We start from the raw sequence: 15911 nt of genomic DNA, 5'->3' as shown, positions 1-15911 counted from the left end.
GTAATGGTATGTTGCTCGCCCCCAACATGGGTAAGTGCAATCGCGCCGCCGCCGGCGTCGCCGATCAGCGCCGCACTGTGGCGCGGGCGCGCAGCGCGATGCGGCACGTCAGGCCGCTGGGCGCGAAATCGCGTTCCAGTGTCCAGTGCTGCTGGCGCGCGAACATCCGCGTGCCCAGGCCCTGGCGACTGGGCGGCAGCACCGGCGGCCCGCCATTCTCGCGCCACAGCAGCACGCCATCGGCGCTCCAGCCGATGCTCACCCGCCCACGCGGATCAGACAGCGCGCCGTGCTTGAGCGCATTGGTGCACAATTCATGCAGCACCAGCAGCAGATGATACGCGGGCTCGCGCTCGATCAGGAAGGGCGGGCCTTCGATGTGGAACGCATCGTCCTTGTGAAACGGGGCGATCGCGGTGCGCACCAGTTGCGCCAGGTTCAGCCCCGCGCCATCGGCAGGTTGCCGCGCCTCGGTCACGCTGCGACGCTGTGCGCCGTTGGTGTTTCCCGGTGGGCTATCGAGCAGGCGGTTGGCATTGGCCAGCGCCTGCACCCGGGCCAAAAGATCCTGGCGGAACCGTTCGGTATCATCGCCGGCGTGCGATACGCGGATCAGCGCCTGGACCACGCCAAGCGCGTTCTGCACGCGATGATACATCTCGCGTGCGACGATATCCTGTTCGCGCGCCAGGGCATCGAGCTGGCGCACCGTGCGGCGGAGCGTGTCGCCCACGGCAATCAGCGCCAGGTTGGCCAGCGCGATCAGCAGCGCCAGCGTCAGGCGGTGGGGATCGAGCAGGGATGGGCTGCCGCCACGGAACACCCATTCCACCAGTAGCGTGGTGGTGATCGCCACGACCAGCGCGGCGCGCCAGCCCATGAACACCGCCGCCAGCAGCACGAACGGAAAGAACGGCGCAAACGGCACTGCCTCGCCTGCCTGCCCCAATGCCCAGCGCAAGGTAGCAGGCACGGCGATCGCCACGGCAATGCCTGACAGCCTTTGCCATGGGGTGAGATCGAGCAAAATGGTGCGGCGAACCGCTTCGATCCGCGTCACCGGCGCGCCTTGTCAGGAAAGCCGCGGCGCTTGTTAGACAGGCACAAGACCGGCCCCGTGAAGGGGCCGGTCCGTCTGGAAGCAAGTGGCATCAGTGGCGGCCTTCCCACCCCCTGCGCGATGCTTCCGAATGGCCGCGGGAATCGCCGAACCAGCCGCCGTGGCCGCGATCGCGGTCATCATCATCGTGGCTCATGCGGCGCGAGCGGCCCCGATCGTCGTCATGGTCGTCGCGGCCCCGGCTGCTGCGGCGCCCGTCGTCATCGTCGTGGCGGCCGCCGCGCGACGCGCTGCCGCGATCGTCCCAGCCCTTGCGCGAGGCTTCGGAATGACCACGCGGATCGCCATACCAGCCGCTGCCTTCGTGGTCGGAATTTTCCCAGCCCCGGCGCGAGGCTTCGGAATGGCCACGGGAATCGCCATACCAGCCGCTGCCGTCATGTTCAGACCGTTCCCAGCCCCGGCGCGAAGCCTCCGAATGGCCCTGGGAGTCGCCGAACCAGCCGCCGTGTCCGCGCCCGCCGCGATCATTGGCCCGGTCATCGTCGCGGTCATCGCGGCCCCGGCTGCTGGCGCCCCGGCTGCGATAGTCGCGATCGTCATCGTCATGGCCCCGGCTCGAGCGGCCGCGATCATCGCTCATAAAGCGGCCTTCGTCGTCACGTGGGCGATCCTGGCTGCCGCGTCCGCCGCGACGGTCATCTTCTTCGCTGCGGCGGCCGCCCTGACCTGCGAACCGGCCACGCTCGTCTCGGCCACTCCGACCATAATCGCCGTTGTCGCGTCCTTGATAACTTGCCATGGTTCTCTCCTGGGTATTGTGGGCATTTGCCCTGGGAAAGGCGCCGAATGAAACCGGTGCCTGGGGCGGAAGCCGATCCTCGGCCTCCAGTTCGCTGCGCAGTTCTTTCAGCTGCGCTGCAAGTTCGGGAGTATCGACGCCGGATTCGCGCGCCTGGGCGAAAATGCCGTCGTCGCCTTCCTCTTCCTTGACATGATGCCGGATCTGCTCAGCCAGCACCGTGAACTTGGCGTCGCGGAACGGATCGCCGCGGGCGCTGCGTGCCAGGTCGGCGATCAGCACCTTGGCGCTGTCGTGTTCCACCTGTGCTTCGTCGAGATCGTCGTCTTCATCGGCTGCGGCGCGGCAGGCGGGATAGAAGACTTCCTCTTCCAGCATGGTGTGCAGGGTAAGCGCCTGGCACACCTCGGTAACGATCGCGTCCTTGCGGCTGCCGCTGGCGCTCTCGAACTCCTTGAACAGCTTTTCGACCTGGCGATGGTCTTTCTGGAGCATGCGGATCGCCTCGCCATCGGCCCTGCTCGAATTGGAGCCCTTGTCGGCGCTCTTGTCGGCATGGGCGGTCTTGCTGGTGGTCGCGGCGCTGCCCTGCGATGCGGCGCGCTGTCCGCGTCGTCCGCTTACCGCCTTGCCCCCTGCCTTTGCCGTATCGGTCTTGGCGGCGTGGGTCTTGTCTGCTTCGGACGATGATGCGGCAGCCTGGCCAGAGGTGGCCTGCCCGGTCTGCGCCGGCTGCGTTGCAGGGGAAGGGGTGCTGTTGCTGGCCATCGGGCCGATCTCCTTCGCGTGGGGTTGGGGCACTGCCGAAGGGCAAGCCCGGCAGGGCGGCTGGCGCCCGTTGCGGAAGGAGAAGCGTGCGAGCGGGGCACAATGTCCGCGCGGCTATCCCATGTGTGCAATTTGCAATCTGTCTCTTGGGGCAAGATGCGGTTGGTCTGCCCGGTGCCACGGCTGGTCGATGGGAACGGCCAAAGCAAACTTATGTGAATTGTCCGGAATGGATGGAACCTAGATTTTCCGCTGATTCGCCAAAGGCATCACGCCGCAAATCAGGGGAAAGGATATGACGCAGGATATGACCCGCGCGCCAAGCCAGGTGTGCACATACCGTCGCCACGAATTTCTGGCCCGCGCGGACGAACGCAAGGATTACGTGCTGCGCATCGAGGAAGGCTGGGCGGCGCAATACCGCCTGTTGCCCGATGGCCGGCGCCAGATCATCACGCTGTTTCTTCCCGGCGACTATTGCGAGCCGCAATGGCTGTTGCAAGGCCGCGCCACCTTGCCGATCGTGGCGTTGACGCGGGTGCGTGCGCGCATGCTACCGCACAGCCGCATCCAGGCCCGCGCGCCGCACGAGGAAGACAGCATGATCCGCGTGCTCGACGCCATGCTGGCCTTGCTGCGCAACCGCGAAAAGTGGATTTTCAACCTGGGCCGGATGACCGCGACCGAGCGGCTGTGCAACCTGCTGTGCGAGCTGCACAGCCGGCTGGCCGCACGCAACCGCGTGGTGCAGGATCGCTGCGCCATGCCGCTGACCCAGTATGACTTTGCCGATATCGTCGGTATTTCCCCGGTCCACGTTAACCGCGTGTTGCAGACCCTGCGCGGCGAGGGGTTGGTCGATCTCAAGGGGCGGTGGATGCAGGTGCGCGATCTGGTTGCGCTCAAGCGACTGGGTGAAGTGCCGCTCGACCCTGAACCGCGCGTGCCCCGCGCGGCCTGAGGCCGGACGGCCTGGCTGGAACGGGGGCGCCGTTCCAGCCAGGCCACGCACATTGCCACGCTGGCTGGTCAGCCGTTGACCACGGTGCCGCCATTGGGGTGAAGCACCTGCCCGCTCATATAGCTGCCATCGGCACAGGCCAGGAACAGGAACGCCGGCGCCACTTCGTTGGGTTCGCCCGGCCGGCCCATCGGCGTATCCTCGCCAAAGTGGCGCACCTTGTCCGGATCAGCACCGCCCTGGGGATTGAGCGGGGTCCAGATCGGGCCGGGTGCCACGGCATTCACGCGAATGCCCTTGTCCACTAGGTTCTGGCTGAGCGAGCGGGTAAACGCCGTGATCGCGCCCTTGGTGGCGCTATAGTCGAGCAACTGGGGCGCGCCCTTGTACATCGTCACGCTGGTGCAATTGATGATCGCGCTGCCGGCGCCAAGCTGGCCCACTGCGGCCTGGACCATGTGGAACATGCCAAAGATATTGGTGCGGAACGTGGCATCCAGCTGTTCCGGGGTGATATCGCGAATGTCCTTTGCCGGGTGCTGTTCACCGGCATTGTTGACCAGCACGTCCAGCCGGCCAAAGCGATCGATGACCGCGTCCACCGCATGCTGGCAGAACGCGGGATCGCCCACGTCGCCCTGCAGGGTGATCGCTCTTGCGCCTTCCTGTGCGACGATCTTGGCAGTGTCCTGGGCGTCCTTGCTGTCCTGGCGATAGACGATCGCCACGTTGGCCCCCTCGCGGGCAAACAGCGCGGCCACCGCGCGGCCAATGCCGCTGTCGCCACCGGTAACGATCGCCACCTTGCCAGCCAGGCGTCCCGAGCCGGGATAGACCGGCTGCCATTTCGGTTCGCGGTTCAGCGCCTGCTCCTGCCCCTGGCGATCGGGCGCGGCGGCGGTGCCGGCCTGGGCATCGGCGGCATTGGCTTCGTGTTCGGGCGGGGTCTCGCCCAGCTTGCCCAGGCTGGCGGGGTGCGACGTGGTCATGAAAGATGGTCCTTGCAGGGGGATAAGGCGCACGCGAGGCGCACGCGGGATGCCTTAAAAACCCCGAAAACAAGAAAAGGTGGCAAGGCTTTACATATGTGAAGAAGGGCATGTGACAGTCATTTCATAAGGCTGCCGACGGCGCGGAAGGCGCGCCCCAGGTTTGAGGATGCGATGTTGCCGCGCCACTGCGATGCCCGTTCTGGCGTGTACCCCTGCTTCGCTTGCGCCATGTCTCTCGTGACTGCCGCCGTGACTGCTGCCGAAACGCGCATCACCGCCTTCGATCTGCCTTGAGCCTACCTTTGATGCCGCTCAATGCCCTGGCCCGGCGCCTGTCATGCTGCTTTCCGCTGGACGAGAACGACGTGCGCGCGGTGGAACGGCTCTGCGCCGTCCCGCGTCGGCGCGTAGCAGCGCGCCGCGAGTTCCTGCGCGAGGGGGACCGGCCCGGCCACGTGCACGTGCTGCTGGAAGGGTGGGCGTGCCACCAGGTGATGCTGCCCGATGGCCGCCGCCAGATCACCGCATTCCATCTGCCCGGCGATATCCTGTGGCAACCGCTGGGTGAGGCGCGCATGGACTTTTCGATCCTGGCACTGACCCCGGCGATCATCGCACCAATCCCGACCAGCGCGTTGGAGGCGGTGGCCAAGGCCCACCCCGCCATTGCCACGGCGCTGGCCTTGCAAAACCGCGTGGCAGAGGCGGTTTTGCGGCGGTGGCTGGTCAACGTGGGGCAGCGCGCCGCGTTCGAGCGGATCGGCCACCTGTTCTGCGAATTGCATCACCGCCTGCATGCCATCGGTTTGGCCCAGGGCAACGGTTTTGCCTTTCCGGTCACGCAAGTGGAACTGGCCGAGGCGACCGGGTTGACCCCGGTGCACGTCAATCGCGTGTTGCGCGACATGCGGCGGCAAGGCCTGATCGATCTGGAAAACCGCGTGCTGCGCATCCTGCAATTGCGGGCCTTGGCACAGCATGCGCTGTTTTACCCAGCCTATCTTGAGCCGCACGGCCACCACAGCGCCGCGCCGAGCCCATGAAAAAGGCCGGCCTTGCCAAAGGGCAGGGCCGGCTTTCCCGCGCGAACCTGGGCGGTATGACGCGATCAGTAGGGGTAGGACACGCCGTAGTGCGAATGGACCCGGCGGCCATAGTCCATGTCATGGACCGGTTCTTCGGTGGCCTGGTAGTGCGGGGCGGATTCCAGGGTTTCGCGGCTCAGGTTGACGACGTAGCCGCCCTGGCCGCTATCATAGTTCAGCGTGTTCCAGGGCAGCGGGTAATAATCGCTGCCAAAGCCCAGAATACCGCCGAATTGCAGCACGGCATACTCGACGGTGCCGGTGCGCTTGTTGACCATGAAGTTGTGGATCGAGCCGAGACGCTCGCCATCGGGGTTATAGACGGCCGTGCCGTCCACCTTGTTTGAGGCGATCAGGCGGGTGGTTTCATCGGTGGCAATGCTGTCAGACATGGCGCTCTCCTGCATAGAGGTTTACGCCATCAACTGCCCGGCCGATACGATGGGGCCGGTGCGAGGGGCAGGCCGTGCCCCCCTTGCGCCGGGCAGAGCGGCATACTGATCCATGCAAGGATGCAGCGTCAGGCGGCGCGGCAGGCGCGCAAAAAGAATGGGCGGCCATCACCAAGGATGCCCGCCCATTATGGTTGAAAAGGGGGAAAGCGTGCTCAGACCGCGATGGCGGCGAGCAGCTTTTCACCATAGCGTTCGTCGGCCGGATCGAACCCGGCAAAGACCTTGGCCGGCTCGGACGTCAGGATCACATCGCGCAGGCCCGAGAGGCGGAACGTGCCGAGCTTTTCCTCGGCCGGGGCCACGCCGTCGCGATCGTGCACCACGGCATCGATGTGCGGCGCGCCGTGGCGTTCGAACAGGGCATGCGGCGCCAGTGTCACGTTGCCGCGATTATAGACCGCGCGGACGCACAGCTTGTTGGCGATGGCAAAGCCCAGCATGTGCACCGACTGCTCGATATCGGGCGCGCTATCCGCCGTTTCGGGGGTTCCCGAGGAATTCTGATTCTGCTGCATCGCAACACACTAGGATAATCGCGGGTTCAGGGCAATCGTGTGAACGGTTGCGCAGGGCGCGCCACAAATTCCAAAACGAAACAGGCGCAGGGCAACGCGCATATTTTGCTCTTGCAATTGATATCCATTATCAATAAACCGATCGAGCAACGGGCATGACCCTCTGCCCGCTTGCGGATGGCTGGCTGCCGTCCTGATCTCCCTGAACTTTTGGCGGGGCGCCGCACTTCGCCCCGCCAACTTTTCAGATATCGCTCAGCATGCGGCGGGGAGGGAGGCTTGCACCACCTGCTGGTCAATCGCGCCAAACGGGGTGCTGCCATCGGCGGCGCGCGCTTCCATCCGCACGCGATCACCGATCGCCATGAAGGCGGTGGCTGGCTTGCCAGCGGCGATGATCTCGATCGCGCGGCGTTCGGAAATGCAGCTCGATCCCACCGTGGCATATTCCGGGTTCGATACCGTGCCCGATCCGATCACCGTGCCGGCGACCAGATCGCGCGTCCGGGCGGCATGGGCCACCAGTTCGGCAAAACTGAAATCCATGGCGCGGCCATTGGCGTGACCGAACGGTGCTCCGTTCCAATCCACCACCAGGTCCAGCGCGACGCGATTGTCATGCCAGCCTTGACCCAGCGCGGCCGGCGGCACGGCAAAGGGCGCCATGCTGCACGCCGGCTTGGCCTGGACCCAGCCGAACCCGGTCTTCATCTCGATCGGGGCCAGCGTGCGCAACGACCAGTCATTGATCTGCACCACCAGCTTGATGTGTGCGGCGGCGTCGCGCGCGCTGGTGCCCATCGGCACCGCGTCCACGATCACGCCAAATTCGCCTTCGAAATCGATGCCATGGGCAGGATCGGCAAAGGGCACCGGATCAGTCGGGCCATAGAAACGGTCCGACAGGCCCTGGTACATCAGGGGCAGATCGGTTTCGATCGGCGGCATGTTGAAGGCCACCTGCATCAGGTCACCATGCGTGCCAAAGGCCGAACCATCGAGCCATTGCCAGCTGCGCGGCAGCGGCGCGGCGAGTTGCGCGGGATCGAGCGGCAGACCGGCGCCATCGGCCAGCTCGCTGGCGAGCGCGGCCAGCGTGGCTTCCGCGCTGCCCCAGTTCTCGATCGCGGTCAGCAGGTTGGGCAGGGCAGGGCCGGCAGGCAGATAGCGGGCGGCAGCGGCGCAGACGACCACCAGCTGCCCATCGGGCGTGCCATTGCGCAAGGTTGCCAGGCGCATCGCGGTCACTCCTCGATGATCGCGACGGCGCGGGTCCATCCGGCCGATGCGCCCTGGATCTTGTGCGGGAAACAGCTGACAATGAACCCGTGCGGCGGCAGGCTTTCCAGGTTGTGCAGCTTTTCCAGGTGGCAATAGCCGATGTCGCGCCCCGCCTTGTGGCCTTCCCAGATCAGCGAGGTATCGCCGGTTTCCTTGACCTTTTCCGCAGTATAGCTGAACGGCGCGTCCCAGCTCCAGGCGTCGGTGCCGGTCACCTTCACGCCGCGCCTGGTCAGGTACATCGTCGCCTCATAGCCCATGCCGCAGCCCACGTTGACGAAATCCGGGCGCCCCAGGGCGCCACCGGCGGCCGTGTTGACCAGCACGATGTCGAGCGGCTGCAGATCGTGGCCGATGCGGGCGAGTTCGTCTTCCACGTCTTGCGCGGTGACCACATAGCCATCGGGAAAGTGCCGGAAATCCAGCTTGACCCCGGGTTGGAAGCACCATTCGAGCGGCACTTCATCGATGGTGATGGCGCGCTTGCCGCCGTCCATGGTGGGGTGGAAATGCCACGGCGCATCAAGATGCGTGCCGTTGTGCGTGGTGAGCTTGACCCATTCCGCTGCGGCAAAGCCCGCGCCATCGATGGTATCTTCCTGCGTCACGCCGGGAAAGAAATGGCCCAGTTCGCCCACGGTGTCGGGGTGGGTCTGATAGGTGATCTCGGGGCGCATGAACGGTGGGTCGCTGACCACGTCGTTGCACAGGGTGATCGACAGGTCGATGAAACGGCGGGCCATCGGGGGGATCCTCTCTTGGCGATGCCGGCGGCAAGCACGAAGGTGCGCGCCGCCGGCATCTTGGTCTTGTCAGGCGTAGCGTATCAGGCGGTATGACCGCCCAGGGTTTCGGCAAACCAATCGGCCAGCAGATCGCGGCCATACGACATGTTGTCGGCCCCGACATGCTCCACGCCACCTTCGCGCGGGGTGAAGATCACCTTTTCGCGGCGCGGCGAATTGACCAGCTGGTCATAGAGATCATCGGCATAGGCCACGCTGATCTGGCGATCGTTGGCCCCGTGGGTGACCAGGAAAGGCACCGTGATGCGATCCATGTGGCCGTTGAGGTTCATCGCTTCGGACTTGGCGAGGAAATCGTCCTGGTCCTTGGCGCCGAATGCCCAGTGCACGTGTGCCCAATAGTGTGGCACGGGGTTTTCGCCCTCGCGTGCCATGCGCTTGTCCTGCACTTCGCGCCAGTTGTGGTTGGCACCCCACACCGCGCCCGAGGCAAAGCGCGGTTCATAGGCAACCGCGCGCGGGGCAAAGTGCCCGCCCAGCGAAATGCCGGTCATGCCGATCGCCTTGGGATCGACTTCGGGCTGCTGTTCCAGCCAGTCCACCGCCCGCGAAGCCCAGCTTTCCGAATGCGGATCGACCGGCAGGTCTTGCAGGCGCAGCGTTTCGCCCGAGCCGGGCTGGTCGACGCAAAGCGTGGAAATGCCGCGGCGTGCCAGTTCGGTCGGCAGATTGGTCCAGTAGAGCAGTTCCTTGCAGCTATCGAGGCCGTTGCAGAACACCACTACCGGCTTTGCCCCTTCGCCCGGCGCGCGGGTGAACAGGGCCGGCATCGTGCCGTTTTCCAGCGGGATTTCCACGCGTTCGCGGTTGATCTTGCCCAGCTGGGTCGACTTGTCGAACGCCGCGCGCGCCTTGGCATAGGTTTCCTTGCGCCCCGGCGCGCCATGGCCCTGCATGCGCTCTGCGGTGAACAGATAGAGCGAGGCGCGTTCCAGCTTGGTCGAGGCCGAGAGCATGCGACCCTTGGCTTCGTCCTCGCCAGCCAGTTCCAGCAGCTTGTCGCCCATGGCGACCCAGGCCTTCATGAACTGCGGCGTGCCGGCGTCGGCACCGTTGGCCGCCGCGTCCTTGATCGGCTGGCACATGTCGACGATTTCGCCGATGCGGCCACCCGATTCCATCGCGATGGCAACCGACAGGTTCCAGATGTAGTTCGGAAAGTATTCAAACAGCGCCATGACGATCAAACCCCGGCCGGCTGGAACAGGCGCGCGTCGGGCGCCGGATGCGGCATGGTCTGCGGGCCGCCCACGCCAATGCCCCACTGGTCCATGATCGAGGGCGCCGGCACATGGACCTGGGCCTCGTGCGTTTCGAAATCGACCTGGTCCAGGTCTGCGGTGTATTCCACGGCAAAGCCGGCGGGCGTGGTGAAATAGCTGAAGGTGTTGTTGCCGGCGGTGTGGCGGCCCGGGCCCCAGCGCAGATCGGTGCCGCGCTTCTTGAGGCGGCTGGCGCCGCGCATCATGTCGTCCACCGAGAGCATGTCATAGGCCACGTGGTTAAGGCAGGGCGGCCCAGGCAGGATGGCAACGCGGTGGTGGGCTTCGTTGCAGCGCAGGAAGCACATGAAATCGCCCAGCCAGTCAGAGACCTTGAAGCCTAGCACATCGGTAAAGAACTTGACCATCGCCTGGTGATCGGGCGAGTGCATGACGATGTGGCTGATCTTGACCGGCACGCCTTCCCAATGCGCGAGCGTGCGCTTGTCGCCACGGGCGACATCGGCCGAAATCTCGAACGGCAGGCCATCGGGCGAGAAGAAGCGGAAGCCATAGCCGCCACCCGGCGCATCCATCGTGGCAGGGGCATGGATCACCTTGCAGCCGGCAGCGATGATCTTGTCGTGCAGCGCGTCCACATCGGCCGGGGTGTCGGCGGCAAAGGCGATCACTTCGACGTGGTTCACCTCGGCCTTGTGCAGGCGCACGACGTGGTGTTCGTCATGGCCCTGGGCCTTGAACCACACCATGTCATCGGTGGCGGCCACTTCGTCCAGGCCCCAGTCATCGGCGTAAAAGGCGCGTTCGGCGTCATAGTTTTCGACGCCATATCCGACATAGCGGATTTCGGTCACTCGGCTCATCGCTTGGCAATCCTTGGCAAGAAGGCAAAAAAGATCAGATCGGTTGGGCGACCATGGCAAACATCTCAGCCGTGGCCTTGTGGTTGTCGATCGGCGGGCCCTTGCCCAACTGGCCCATGCAGATGGCGAGCGAGCTTTCGACGATATAGCGGCAGCGTTCATAGCGCCGGGCGCGATAGGCGCTGAACGCCTCTTCCACGCTGTCGGCCGCGGTCAGTTCCTCGGCCAGCACCAGGGCATCCTCGATCGCCATACCGGCACCCTGGCCCAGGTGCGGGGTCGTGGCGTGGACGGCATCGCCCAGCAGAACCACGTGGCCCTTGTGCCAGGGGCCATGGATCATCATGCCTTCCAGCGGACGATAGACCACGCCGTCATCATCGGTGATCTGGCTGGCGAGGGCCTGGATCTGCGGCGCGGCGCCAACCAGCTTGCCGCGCATCGCAGCGGCCAGCCCCTCGCGCGGATAGCGCGGGTTGTCCGGCTCGGGCGTGGTGACGTACATGTAGATCGTGTCGCGCGATACCGGCACCAGGCCAATGCCGATGCGGCCGTTGTAGACGTGCAGCGCATCGAGATCGGCCGGGCGGGGGAAGTTGTAGCGCCACACCGCCTGGCCCGTGAACTGCGGCTTTTCCGCATCGGGCAGGATCATCTGGCGGGTCTGCGAATAGACGCCGTCGGCGCCGATCACCACGGCATAGCGCGCGGTGCTGCCGTCGGACAGCGTCACGTCCACGCCATCATCGGCTTCGTCCAGCGCGGTGACCGTCAGGCCCAGGCGGATGTCGGCGCCCAGTTCGCGGGCGCTGTCGCCCAGCACCTTCTGCAGCGCGCGGCGGCCAATGCCCACGTTCGACGGGCGTCCTTCGACCAGCGACGGGGTGGGCACGCGCGCCACGCGGGTGCCATCGGGCACATAGATTTCCACCGCGTCAAATCCGCAGGCGGCATCGAGGAAGGCATCGAGCACGCCCAGCTGTTCCATCGCCCGCACCACGTTGGACTGCTGGATGATGCCCACGCCATAGACCGACCAGGTCGGGTCTTTTTCAATCACGGTGACACGGTGGCCGGCGCGGCGCAGCGCGATGGCGGCGGAAAGGCCGCCGATTCCGGCGCCCACCACAAGCACGGGCAAGTCTTGCACGTCAGGTCTCTCCCCAAGGGCTGGTTATGACCTGCATCCTAGGGGTGAATACGAATTTGGATACTAGATTGTTTTGATCGTCATCCATCCATGGAATGGATCAACTGCGATAGGCCACTTCGCGCAGGCGGGCCATCAGCCAGCGCAGCCCCTCGTCGCTGCTGCGCGTGCGGTGATATTGCACCATTTCGCGCATCGGCTGAAACGCGAACGGCAGCGGCGCCATCGCCAGCGGAAAGGCCGCGATCAGGCGGCGGGCCAGCCGCTCCTGAATAACCGCCAGGCGCTGCGTGTCCATCAATACCCACGGGATCGTGCTGAACGAAGGCACCTCGATCTCGATCCGGCGTTCCAGTCCCATCTGGTTGAGCTGGCGATCGGCAAAGGCATGATCGCGCAAGGCGCCGATCCGCACCGATACATGGCCGGCGGTCAGAAATGCCTCCAGGCTGGGGCCGCCATCGGCAAAGGCGGCGTTGTGGCTGGAGCCGATCACCACGTGGCGTTCCTCGCACAGCAATTCGCTGGGATGGTCCGACAGGATGAATTGCTCCGGCGCGATCAGCAGGTCGGCGCGTCCCTCGCGCAGTTCGGTATGGGCAGCGTCGCTGGGCAGCACCAGTTCGATGCGCAGGCCAGGCGCCAGGCGCGGCAAGGCCTGCAGCAGGGGGGCAAGCACGGCGGTGACGACATAATCCGACGCCACAAGGCGGAACGTGCGCTGCGTGGTCGCCGGATCAAACCGGTTGGAGGCCGCCAGCATCGCCTCGACCGAGCGCAGAGTATCGCGCACCTGTGGCACCAGCGCCTCGGCAAAGGCGGTTGGGTACATGCGCTTGCCCTGAACCACCAGCAGCTCGTCGGCAAAGTATTCGCGCAGGCGGGTCAGCGCCGCGCTCATCGCCGGCTGGCTCAGGTTCATCTGCCGTGCGGCGGCCGAAACGCTGCGGCTTTCCAGCAGCACGTCGAATGCGGCCAGAAGGTTGAGATCGAGACCTTTGAAGCGCATCTGCCATTCGTCGATAGTTTGAGGGAAGATCGATCCATAGCGTGGATCGATTGCCCTGTCTGCGTTGTGCGCGCTGTTTTCACCGCGTGAAACGCTGGCTGCCGCTGGCCGTGGCGCGCGGGCGGGGCGGGGGATACACCCTAAAGGGCAAGGCACGCGCAGGCACAAACGCGCGGCCCGGCAGACAAGAGGGGATGATGACAAGGTCCATGCTGATCATGCTGGCGGCTGCCCTGCCGCTGCCGGCGACGCCCGCGCTTGCCCAGCAAGGAGGCGCTCCGGCTGTGGCTCTACCCGTGCGCCAGGCACTGGGTAAAGTCTTGCCCCAGCGTAGCCCGGAACAGGTCTATGCCAAGGTTTGCGGCTATTGCCATGGCCGCAACGTGGGCCCGATCATCCTGGGGCGTGGCCTGCCGGCCGAGGCTGTCCGCTATATCGTGCGCCATGGGCAAAACGCGATGCCGGCGTTCCGCCCCACCGAAATTACCCCCGCCGAACTCGATGCCCTGTCGCAATGGGTTTCGCAAAGCCCGGCCCGCAAGGAGGAGCACGGACAATGAGCCTGGATCTCGATCGCCGTGGCCTGCTGGGCGCCGGCCTGGTCGGTGCTGCCAGCATCGGCCTGGGCACCGGGGCCAGTGCCGCCAGCCCGTCACCGCTCGCCCCGGGACGCAGCATGGCGGACTTTACCGGCGCGATGAAGGCCTTTCGCGGAGTCGTCGGGGCAGAATGGGTGTTCGGCGATGAAGACGCCGTGGCCCCCTATGAAAAGGCCTATATCCCCGATCCGGCCCACCGCTACAAACCGGTGGGTGCGGTCTGCCCGCAATCGCTGGAAGAAGTGCAGGCGATCGTGCGCATCGCCAACCAGTATCGCCAGCCGCTGTGGACCGTCTCGACCGGCAAGAACATGGGCTATGGCATGACGTCTCCGGCCACGCCGGGGCAGGTTGTGCTCGATCTCAAGCGGATGAACCGCATTCTGGAGGTTGATGCCGAGCTTGGCACCTGCCTGCTGGAGCCGGGCGTCACATATCAGCAGCTCAAGGACTATCTCGACGAGAACAAGATCCCGCTGTGGATCGATGTGCCCACGGTCGGTCCGATCGCCTCGCCGGTAGGCAATACGCTCGATCGCGGGGTGGGATACACGCCCTATGGCGAACACTTCATGTTCCAGTGCGGCATGGAAGTGGTGTTGCCCAGTGGCGAGGTGATGCGCACCGGCATGGGCAGCATCAAGGGCAGCACGGCCTGGCAGGCGTTCAAGTGGGGCTATGGCCCCTATCTCGACGGGCTGTTCACCCAATCCAACTTTGGCATCGTTACCAAGATGGGCATGTGGCTGATGCCCAGGCCGCCGGTCTACAAGCCGTTCATGGTGCGCCATGGCGACATGGCCGACGTGCCCCGCATCATCGAGGCGATGCGCCCGCTGCGCGTGTCGAACCTGGTGGCCAACTGCAACCTGATGATGAGCGCAAGCTACCAGCTCGCCATGTTCAAGCGGCGCAACGAGATCGTGCCCGATGGCGCCCCGCTCGACGATGACAGCGTCAAGAAAGCGGCCAAGGCCAACGGGCTGGGCATGTGGAACACCTATTTCGCGCTCTATGGCACCGACCAGACGATCGCGGGGGTAGAGCCGATCATCCGCGCCAGCCTCACTGCCAGCGGCGGCGAAGTGCTGACGGCGGCCGAAATGGGCGACAACCCCTGGTTCCACCACCACCAGACCCTGATGCAAGGTGGCCTCAACCTCGACGAGATCGGCCTGTTGCGCTGGCGCGGATCGGGTGGGGGCCTGGCCTGGTTTGCGCCAGTGGCCGCAGCGCGCGGGGTGGAGGCACAACGGCAGACGGCGCTGGCGCGCGAAATCGTGTCGCGCCACGGCTTCGACTATACCGCCGCCTACGCGATCGGCTGGCGCGACCTGCACCACATCATCGCCCTGCTGTTCGACAAGGCCGATGCGGCCGAGCACCAGCGCGCCGATGACTGCTACAAGGAATTGGTGGTGCGCTTTGGCGCACAGGGCTGGGCCAGTTATCGCACCGGGGTCAATTCGATGGACCTGGTGGCGCAGCAATATGGCGAGGTGAACCGCCGCTTCAACGCAACGCTCAAGCACGCGATCGATCCCAACGGGATTCTCGCGCCTGGCAAATCGGGGATCATCTGATGCGTTTTACCGGAAAGACCGTGGTGATCACCGGCGGCGCCACTGGCATCGGCGCGGCCACCGCCGCCGCCTTTGCCCGCGAAGGGGCCGCCGTGGTGATCGGCGACTGGAACGAGGATGCGGCCCGGATCGCGCAAGCCATCGTCGATGCCGGTGGCCGCGCCACCTTCCGCAAGGCTGACGTGCGCAATGCGCGTGTCCATGCCGATCTCGTGGCCTTGGCGCTCGATACCTATGGTTCGCTCGACATGGCGTTCAACAACGCCGGCGTGCTGCCGCCGCCGCTGCCCTTCCATGAAGTGCCGCCCGAAAACCTCGACCTGATCTTTGATGTCGATATCAAGGGCGTATTCTATGCCATGCAGGCGCAGATCCGCCATTTCCTCAGCATCGGCGGTGGGGCGATCGTCAACACCGCCTCGGTCGCCGGGCTCGTCGCCGATCCCAACATGGCGCACTATGTTGCCGCCAAGCACGCGGTGGTGGGCCTGACCAAGGCGGCGGCGGTGGAATATTCGGCGCGCCATATCCGCATCAACGCCATCGCGCCCGGTTTCATCGCCACACCGATGACGCAGGCCTGGCTCGATAGCGACGATTTCAGGCAGGCGTTCTTTGCCCACAACGTATCGGGCCGGGCCGGCGCGCCCGAGGAAGTGGCCGGCACCGTGCTGCACCTGTGTTCCGATGCCGCCAGCTTCTGCAACGGCGCGCTGTTCGTGATCGATGGCGGGCAGACGGCGCATTGAAAAACGTCCG

The 15911-nt window shown here is 65.3% G+C and carries 16 protein-coding genes; 5 read left to right on the top strand and 11 right to left on the bottom strand.

Translation table 11 applies throughout. The features are described 5' to 3' along the window. Positions 1-64: 64 nt before the first annotated feature. Positions 65-1060, bottom strand: coding sequence for a sensor histidine kinase (locus ABIC78_RS02180; RefSeq protein ID WP_354487554.1), 996 nt, complete (start codon positions 1058-1060; stop codon positions 65-67). A gap of 91 nt (positions 1061-1151) precedes the next feature. After that, a complete protein-coding gene (locus tag ABIC78_RS02175) occupies positions 1152-2630 on the bottom strand; it encodes a hemerythrin domain-containing protein (protein WP_237740973.1) in 1479 nt (492 codons plus the stop codon). A 307-nt stretch (positions 2631-2937) separates the two neighbouring features. On the opposite strand from ABIC78_RS02175, the gene ABIC78_RS02170 reads away from it, so the two are divergent. Further along, positions 2938-3591: a Crp/Fnr family transcriptional regulator gene (locus tag ABIC78_RS02170; protein ID WP_158441934.1), complete on the top strand. Its 654-nt coding sequence runs from the start codon at positions 2938-2940 to the stop codon at positions 3589-3591. Positions 3592-3659: 68 nt separating this feature from the next. Here the strand turns inward: ABIC78_RS02170 and ABIC78_RS02165 are convergent, their stop codons facing one another. Further along, a complete protein-coding gene (locus tag ABIC78_RS02165) occupies positions 3660-4580 on the bottom strand; it encodes an SDR family oxidoreductase (RefSeq protein ID WP_354487552.1) in 921 nt (306 codons plus the stop codon). Between the two features lie 293 nt (positions 4581-4873). On the opposite strand from ABIC78_RS02165, the gene ABIC78_RS02160 reads away from it, so the two are divergent. Further along, the gene (locus ABIC78_RS02160) at positions 4874-5626 is read left to right on the top strand and encodes a Crp/Fnr family transcriptional regulator (protein WP_354487550.1); all 753 of its coding nucleotides are present in this window, start codon (positions 4874-4876) and stop codon (positions 5624-5626) included. A gap of 65 nt (positions 5627-5691) precedes the next feature. Here the strand turns inward: ABIC78_RS02160 and ABIC78_RS02155 are convergent, their stop codons facing one another. The 8 genes from ABIC78_RS02155 to ABIC78_RS02120 form a co-directional block, all read right to left on the bottom strand. Next, positions 5692-6060 carry a PRC-barrel domain-containing protein gene (locus tag ABIC78_RS02155; protein ID WP_354487548.1) on the bottom strand — a complete coding sequence of 123 codons (369 nt, stop codon included), beginning with the start codon at positions 6058-6060 and terminating at the stop codon, positions 5692-5694. Positions 6061-6275: 215 nt separating this feature from the next. Continuing rightward, positions 6276-6638 (bottom strand): WYL domain-containing protein, encoded by a 363-nt coding sequence (locus tag ABIC78_RS02150; protein WP_022675202.1) that lies wholly within the window; start codon positions 6636-6638, stop codon positions 6276-6278. 255 nt (positions 6639-6893) lie between these two features. Beyond that, entirely contained in the window at positions 6894-7877 is a 984-nt protein-coding gene (locus ABIC78_RS02145) for a fumarylacetoacetate hydrolase family protein (protein ID WP_354487545.1), read from the bottom strand. Positions 7878-7882: 5 nt separating this feature from the next. Next, positions 7883-8662, bottom strand: a complete 780-nt coding sequence (locus tag ABIC78_RS02140) for a cyclase family protein (protein ID WP_171794591.1) — start codon at positions 8660-8662, stop codon at positions 7883-7885. An 83-nt stretch (positions 8663-8745) separates the two neighbouring features. Further along, complete coding sequence (locus ABIC78_RS02135; protein WP_171795882.1) at positions 8746-9903, bottom strand: alpha/beta hydrolase family protein; 1158 nt, start codon at positions 9901-9903, stop codon at positions 8746-8748. 5 nt (positions 9904-9908) lie between these two features. Then, positions 9909-10811 (bottom strand): VOC family protein, encoded by a 903-nt coding sequence (locus ABIC78_RS02130; protein WP_022675207.1) that lies wholly within the window; start codon positions 10809-10811, stop codon positions 9909-9911. A 34-nt stretch (positions 10812-10845) separates the two neighbouring features. Further along, the gene (locus ABIC78_RS02125; protein ID WP_054130351.1) at positions 10846-11961 is read right to left on the bottom strand and encodes an FAD-dependent oxidoreductase; all 1116 of its coding nucleotides are present in this window, start codon (positions 11959-11961) and stop codon (positions 10846-10848) included. A 100-nt stretch (positions 11962-12061) separates the two neighbouring features. Continuing rightward, positions 12062-12970: a LysR family transcriptional regulator gene (locus ABIC78_RS02120; RefSeq protein WP_062785705.1), complete on the bottom strand. Its 909-nt coding sequence runs from the start codon at positions 12968-12970 to the stop codon at positions 12062-12064. Positions 12971-13167: 197 nt separating this feature from the next. Between ABIC78_RS02120 and ABIC78_RS02115 the strand changes: the two genes are divergently transcribed. The 3 genes from ABIC78_RS02115 to ABIC78_RS02105 are packed head-to-tail and all read left to right on the top strand — an operon-like array spanning position 13168 to position 15901. Then, positions 13168-13530 (top strand): c-type cytochrome, encoded by a 363-nt coding sequence (locus ABIC78_RS02115; protein ID WP_245652528.1) that lies wholly within the window; start codon positions 13168-13170, stop codon positions 13528-13530. Further along, positions 13527-15152, top strand: a complete 1626-nt coding sequence (locus ABIC78_RS02110; RefSeq protein WP_354487541.1) for an FAD-binding oxidoreductase — start codon at positions 13527-13529, stop codon at positions 15150-15152. Before ABIC78_RS02115 ends, ABIC78_RS02110 begins: the two co-directional genes overlap by 4 nt. After that, complete coding sequence (locus tag ABIC78_RS02105; protein WP_168353308.1) at positions 15152-15901, top strand: SDR family NAD(P)-dependent oxidoreductase; 750 nt, start codon at positions 15152-15154, stop codon at positions 15899-15901. The genes ABIC78_RS02110 and ABIC78_RS02105 overlap by 1 nt, the downstream gene beginning before the upstream one ends. Positions 15902-15911: the final 10 nt, after the last annotated feature.

This window comes from Novosphingobium sp. 1529 (genome assembly GCF_040544855.1).
Taxonomy (GTDB): domain Bacteria; phylum Pseudomonadota; class Alphaproteobacteria; order Sphingomonadales; family Sphingomonadaceae; genus Novosphingobium; species Novosphingobium capsulatum.
This window is presented reverse-complemented; position numbering and strand designations above follow the sequence as displayed.

What these genes read in the sequence shown, in the direction of transcription:
- ABIC78_RS02150 (WP_022675202.1), bottom strand. Translation starts at nt 6,638, where the DNA reads ATGCAGCAGAATCAGAATTCCTCGGGAACCCCCGAAACGGCGGATAGC.
- ABIC78_RS02130 (WP_022675207.1), bottom strand. Translation starts at nt 10,811, where the DNA reads ATGAGCCGAGTGACCGAAATCCGCTATGTCGGATATGGCGTCGAAAAC.
- ABIC78_RS02145 (WP_354487545.1), bottom strand. Translation starts at nt 7,877, where the DNA reads ATGCGCCTGGCAACCTTGCGCAATGGCACGCCCGATGGGCAGCTGGTG.
- ABIC78_RS02115 (WP_245652528.1), top strand. Translation starts at nt 13,168, where the DNA reads ATGACAAGGTCCATGCTGATCATGCTGGCGGCTGCCCTGCCGCTGCCG.
- ABIC78_RS02105 (WP_168353308.1), top strand. Translation starts at nt 15,152, where the DNA reads ATGCGTTTTACCGGAAAGACCGTGGTGATCACCGGCGGCGCCACTGGC.
- ABIC78_RS02140 (WP_171794591.1), bottom strand. Translation starts at nt 8,662, where the DNA reads ATGGCCCGCCGTTTCATCGACCTGTCGATCACCCTGTGCAACGACGTG.
- ABIC78_RS02175 (WP_237740973.1), bottom strand. Translation starts at nt 2,630, where the DNA reads ATGGCCAGCAACAGCACCCCTTCCCCTGCAACGCAGCCGGCGCAGACC.
- ABIC78_RS02165 (WP_354487552.1), bottom strand. Translation starts at nt 4,580, where the DNA reads ATGACCACGTCGCACCCCGCCAGCCTGGGCAAGCTGGGCGAGACCCCG.
- ABIC78_RS02135 (WP_171795882.1), bottom strand. Translation starts at nt 9,903, where the DNA reads ATGGCGCTGTTTGAATACTTTCCGAACTACATCTGGAACCTGTCGGTT.
- ABIC78_RS02120 (WP_062785705.1), bottom strand. Translation starts at nt 12,970, where the DNA reads ATGCGCTTCAAAGGTCTCGATCTCAACCTTCTGGCCGCATTCGACGTG.
- ABIC78_RS02110 (WP_354487541.1), top strand. Translation starts at nt 13,527, where the DNA reads ATGAGCCTGGATCTCGATCGCCGTGGCCTGCTGGGCGCCGGCCTGGTC.
- ABIC78_RS02170 (WP_158441934.1), top strand. Translation starts at nt 2,938, where the DNA reads ATGACCCGCGCGCCAAGCCAGGTGTGCACATACCGTCGCCACGAATTT.
- ABIC78_RS02155 (WP_354487548.1), bottom strand. Translation starts at nt 6,060, where the DNA reads ATGTCTGACAGCATTGCCACCGATGAAACCACCCGCCTGATCGCCTCA.